Source organism: Clostridium sp. AF36-4 (genome assembly GCF_003435975.1).
Taxonomy (GTDB): domain Bacteria; phylum Bacillota; class Clostridia; order Lachnospirales; family Lachnospiraceae; genus Eubacterium_F.
On the sequence record NZ_QTVH01000050.1, the window covers coordinates 449 to 5371 of the forward strand.

Below are 4923 nucleotides of genomic sequence, written 5' to 3' on the forward strand. Positions count from 1 at the left end.
TTATTATTAATAGGAGCAATTATTAATAAAGTTAGGAGGAGGTGAAAGAATGTATTCTATGAAGATTTACAGAGAAATGATTGAAAAAGCGTTCTTTTCTTAATTTTACACACTACATAAGAAAAGAACGCAAAAAAATAACTACAAGTTTATATTAACATAGAGAAGGAGATTTTTAAACATGAAAAAACAATTAATTAAATTTACGGTTACCCTTAGTTTGATGATGTCATTTATTGGAGCAACGGTATTTGCTGCATTGCCAAATATGTATGGAAAAAATTATTCTCAATCGAAAAACGGAAAAATTTGCAGCATTACAGCTTCTGGGGATAAGGATTTTGCTAAGACGAGAATAAAAAATACAACAAATGGTACCAGATATTATTCTGCTTATGTAAACCGACGTCATTCAAAGGATAATGCAGTAATTGAATCTGATTGTAAAGAGCAGTTAGTTAAAAGTGGTAAATCAATAGAAGTATCAGTGGCTAGATATCGAAGTACTGCTGGCAGAGAACATTATCATAAAGCAATTTCTTGGAATTGTACTATGAAACCAAGTGGTGCAGGATATACAAATTTTAAGGCAGATGAATGGTCTTATACTGTTACGCAGGAAAAATAATTAGTTATTAATTACCGAACAATTCGAGTTTTGAATTGTTCGGTAATAAAAGGGAGGCATCATAAATGACAAAATCAAAAGTATTTATCTTGGCAGTAATTGTATTTTTTATTATTATGGGTGGTTTATATTTTTTACTGCCGAAGGAAGAAAAGCAGGGGGATGTTATTTCACCAACGGCCAGCCGTGTACAGGAATCGCCGAATCCGGATGATGAAACATCTGGTATTGTGAAGACGAGTAAGCAGGAAACATGGAACGTTATAAATGTTAATAAAAAGAATATTTTGGATATTAATACCTTTAACGACTTTGGGAAGAGAAGTGATTTAGTGATTCCGGCTAAATATGATGGAAAGAAAATTAATAGATTTGATATTAGTTTTTATAATGATGATGTAACAACGCTAAAAAATGTAACCATTGAGAATGGAATTGAAACTATCGGAGGTGGTTTTGCACAGTGTTCAAAACTGGAGAAAGTTGTCATTCCTTCCAGTGTAACAAAGATAGAAAAAGGTGAATTTCGTTATTCGAAAGATACGGTAACATTGTATGTTAAAAAAGGTTCTTATGCGGAAAAATATGCGAAAAAAAATAAACTTAGGTATAAATACAGCAAATAAAAGGGAGGGATAAGAAATGGTATTACAAAATTGGATTTCTTTTCTGAAGAAGCAAAAAGGGTTGTTTGCCATATTGATGGTGTCGCAGATTGTGTCATTGGTTTGCATTCTTTTTGTGTTTGGTGTTTTTCAAAATAATTTGTATGAATTATCAGCAAATGTAGATACGAAATTTTTGAATGCATCCTTTAGAAAAAGCACTGTTACAAGAGAACAGTTGACAAAGGTGATAAAAACGCTGACAGATGACTATGATTTTTCCATTGATTACATATATATTGATGCGTCTGTTAAGGGAAGTGATATAAGTTATCAGGACAGAGTTCAGTACAAAGATGGTGTTTTCTCTTATAGTGACCGCGTATTGGAAAATGTAAAGGGTTCCCTTGATGGTGAAATGGCACAGCCGGTTCATTACAAAAAGGTTGAAAAAGTCGTAGTTATCAGTCCCAATATAAAAAAAGATATCGGGCAGACTATCACTTTGGATGGAGAAAATTATCAGATAATTGGAATCAATAATGTAAATGGGGATGGCGAGATGGAAATGCCATATCTTTCATTTCCGAAAAAGGCTCATTATGATACTTTTTCTGTTGAATTAACAATGCTTCCTACACGCTCTCAGTACGACGATTTTTGTCAGGAGCTAAAAGCAATTGGGGGCGAATGTGATGATTTTTATATTCAGAATAATGCCGACCGGAAAAAAGAGTATTCTATGATTGGAATCAGTGTACTTTTGGCTCTGTTAGCAGGTGGAAATATGTATATGATTTATCGTTATATTTTCCGAAAAAGAAGAATACAGTTAGCCGTGTATTCTTTGTGTGGATGTAGTAAAAGAACCGCTAGGAGAATGTTTTTTGCGGAAATTCTTCTAAATATGGTAATTGTCCTTGTTGTGGGAGTTTTAACTTTCCGTTTTTTTGTGTACCCACTGGCAAAGAATTGGTTTGCTTATCTGTTTATGATTTATGGCATTAGAGAATATGTTATGATTTGTGCTATTTTCATTTTTGTGGTGCTTTTGATTGGTTACCTTCTTTCGGGAAAGATGTCAAAACAAACGGTAGTACAAATGCGAAAGGGGGAGAAGTGATGGTTTCACTGGCTATAAGTGCTTACATTCGGCATACAAAAAGAAATTGTTTTATTATTTTGCAATTGACCGTTTTATTTATTGTGTTATTGGTGACAGTAACAACTATTTGTGAGGAATATCGCTGGTATCGTCCGGTGGCAGACTGGAACGGGAAAAAGGGATTTGTCGTAGAGGCTTCCGGATGTCATGGTGATACAAAAGATTCGCTTACAAAAGGTATGGATAAAGTGGATTCGGTTATGAGTTTTGGTTATGGAAACGTTGTCTCTTCAAAAAATGAAGGATATTCTAATTTTTTGGCGTATCCGGATTCTTTGATTAATGATTTTAAGCCGGAATTGGAAAGCGGGGACTGGCTTGATAAAAAAGAATCAAGTGATGACGAAATTGAAATTGTTGTTTCTAAAAATCCGTACGGATGGAAAACGGGCAGCCATATTAACCTTGGCTACTACGACGAAAATGGGGAAATACATTCCTTCAAGGCAATGGTTTGCGGAGTATTAAAGGAAGGTATTTCAGTGATTGGCTCCAATATCGGTTCGAGCCAGTTGTATCGGACGGATTACCGGGATTTGTATTCAACGTACAGTTATCAGCAGTCCGAATATGCGTTGGTTTTGATGAGGGAGAATCAGGCAATTAAAAATCATATTCCGATGACATACAATCAAAAATATATTATTGCCGTGCAGGATGATACTACGGAAAAAGAACTTTTGCAAATTGAAAACACACTGCGGAAAAATATAGCAGGATATGGTGCAAGTGATGTTTGCGTGCTATCTCCGCTGGAGCGGTTTATGAAGAATAGCAACCATGAATTTCAGCAAACCGTTATGATGTATCTGCCGGTTTTTATTTGTGTTTTGTGCATCACGATAATCAGCGTAATAAATGTTTGTACCTTGAACTTATCGGAGGATATGAGGGAGAATGCGGTATTCTCAGTTTTGGGACTTCCGTGGGGAAAAAACAGCTTATTTTCGCTAATTCAGATTATTATAACCAATGTTATCTCATTAATGTTTGTCATGATGTTTTTGATATTGGCAGAAAGGACAAAAATAAGTGAATATGTTTATATTCAGTTAGATTTTTGGTCGACGGTGTTATTGATTTTAGTTGTTGTCTGTGTATGCTTAGTATATTACTTTGTAGCATCACGAATGTTAAAGAAAAAAAATCCTGTTGAGTTATTAAAGTCGGATTTATAAAGTGGAGGGTAATGTTATGATTGAAATAAAAAATTTAGTAAAGATATACAACAAAGGAAAGACAAATGAATTTTGTGCCTTGAAAGGAATTGACCTTTCAATTGAAGAAGGAGAAATGGTGGCTATTATCGGAAAGTCCGGTGCCGGAAAATCCACGTTACTGCATATTTTGGCGGCAATTGATTCTTACGATAAGGGAAGTTATCTTGTAGATGGGGTGTCGGTAGGAGATTTGAAGGAAAAAGACCGTGCCAGATTTCGCAATCAAAAAATTGGTATTGTCATGCAGGACTATGCTTTGATTGATGAATACACCATCGAGGAAAATGTTCAGATTCCTTTGATTTTTGGAAAAGTAAAAGGAAATGATGTACGAAGGGAAAAAATTATGACTGCATTGGAAAACGTCGGTCTTGCAGAGTTGGCGAAAAAGCCTGTTCGTCAGCTTTCCGGCGGTCAAAAGCAGCGTGTGGCGATTGCACGTGCCCTTGTAAATAATCCGACGTTTTTACTTGCAGATGAACCGACCGGTGCGCTGGATTCTAAAACATCCGGGGAAATCATGGACGTGTTTGAAAAGTTGAATCAAGGCGGGAAAACTGTTATTATTGTAACACACGATATGGAAGTCGCCGCACGGTGCGGGCGTGTAATTGAAATTAGTGATGGGGAGATTGTATAAAGAACAATAAGAGGAGGAAGTAAACCCCTCACCGGAAGTCGGCATGAGAGTTCAGTATGACAACTGGGGAGAGAAAGAAGCAATATATGTTTTGAGAGATGGGGAGTATAAAGAAGTTGAGATGCTGATGACACAGGTGTCATCAAGGTTGCAATTCTCTGAAACTTTTGCATATAATCCCCTCCCTCGGGGTAAAAGAAAACCGGTTGGCACATATACATATGGAAAAGTCGTACCAGAAACAACAAAAAAAGCAGGATACAAAAAAAATAAAATTGTCATAAAGAAAAATACAGTTACTGGAACAGGAGATTTTACTGTGTATACGGGTGGTAAAACTGAAGAGGGTAAAACACTCAAGAAAGGAGATTGTGCAACAAAAGGAGAAATAGACAATCCCAACACTGGTAAAAAAATAAAAGTTACCAATAAAATGAATGGAACAACTGCGACATTTTATAAAAGGGATAATGGAAAACTGTATAATGCAGTAATTGATATATGGAAAACGGGAGTGGAAAAACTAGGAGTCAAATCGAAAAAGTATGATGATATAAAAAAAGCAGCTAAATACACCTATACATATTAAGAGAAAGGATATCCATGAAAAAAATGAAAAAAATTAAAATAATTTCAATGATATTAATTTTATGTATGTTATGTTC

Annotated in this window: 6 protein-coding genes; all 6 read left to right on the top strand. The window is 35.3% G+C overall.

The annotated features are described in order from the left end of the window. Positions 1-181 precede the first annotated feature (181 nt). The 6 genes from DW005_RS13325 to DW005_RS13350 all read left to right on the top strand — a co-directional run bounded on the left by DW005_RS13325 (position 182) and on the right by DW005_RS13350 (position 4847). Positions 182-628, top strand: a complete 447-nt coding sequence (locus DW005_RS13325) for a hypothetical protein (RefSeq protein ID WP_117480164.1) — start codon at positions 182-184, stop codon at positions 626-628. Between the two features lie 65 nt (positions 629-693). After that, complete coding sequence (locus tag DW005_RS13330) at positions 694-1254, top strand: leucine-rich repeat protein (protein WP_117480165.1); 561 nt, start codon at positions 694-696, stop codon at positions 1252-1254. Positions 1255-1270: 16 nt separating this feature from the next. Beyond that, on the top strand, positions 1271-2356 hold the full coding sequence (locus tag DW005_RS13335; protein WP_117480166.1) for an FtsX-like permease family protein: 1086 nt from the start codon (positions 1271-1273) through the stop codon (positions 2354-2356). Next, positions 2356-3576, top strand: coding sequence for a hypothetical protein (locus tag DW005_RS13340; RefSeq protein WP_117480167.1), 1221 nt, complete (start codon positions 2356-2358; stop codon positions 3574-3576). Before DW005_RS13335 ends, DW005_RS13340 begins: the two co-directional genes overlap by 1 nt. A 16-nt stretch (positions 3577-3592) precedes the next feature. Continuing rightward, positions 3593-4258, top strand: a complete 666-nt coding sequence (locus tag DW005_RS13345; protein WP_117480168.1) for an ABC transporter ATP-binding protein — start codon at positions 3593-3595, stop codon at positions 4256-4258. Between the two features lie 43 nt (positions 4259-4301). Continuing rightward, entirely contained in the window at positions 4302-4847 is a 546-nt protein-coding gene (locus tag DW005_RS13350) for a hypothetical protein (protein WP_117480169.1), read from the top strand. Positions 4848-4923 lie beyond the last annotated feature (76 nt).